We start from the raw sequence: 254 nt of genomic DNA, 5'->3' as shown, positions 1-254 counted from the left end.
CGCTTGAGCCATGGCACGAAGCAAGAAACCGCGGGAGAGCATTTCGGATGCCGGTGGCTTCACCAACTGGCTCAACAATCGGCTGCGTCCGTACATCGGACCGCCGCCGCTCGGGCCATATGGTGAGGATGCGCTACCGCCGGCCTCGGAATCCGCCTGCCCGATCTGCGGGCAGTCGATGTCGCTCCACAACGTCGATCGCACCGGAGTGAAGACCCAGTTGCGCTGCCCCACCGCTCCTCCCTCCTCCTGAC

At 65.0% G+C, this 254-nt stretch carries 1 protein-coding gene; it reads right to left on the bottom strand.

What is annotated here, in order from left to right:
• A partial coding sequence (locus AAEY78_RS14075) for a hypothetical protein (RefSeq protein ID WP_352340012.1) occupies positions 1-234 on the bottom strand: 234 nt, incomplete at its 3' end.
• Positions 235-254: the final 20 nt, after the last annotated feature.

The sequence above is a fragment of the Psychrobacter sp. 16-MNA-CIBAN-0192 genome, from assembly GCF_040309565.1.
Lineage (GTDB): Bacteria > Pseudomonadota > Gammaproteobacteria > Pseudomonadales > Moraxellaceae > Psychrobacter.
This window is presented reverse-complemented; position numbering and strand designations above follow the sequence as displayed.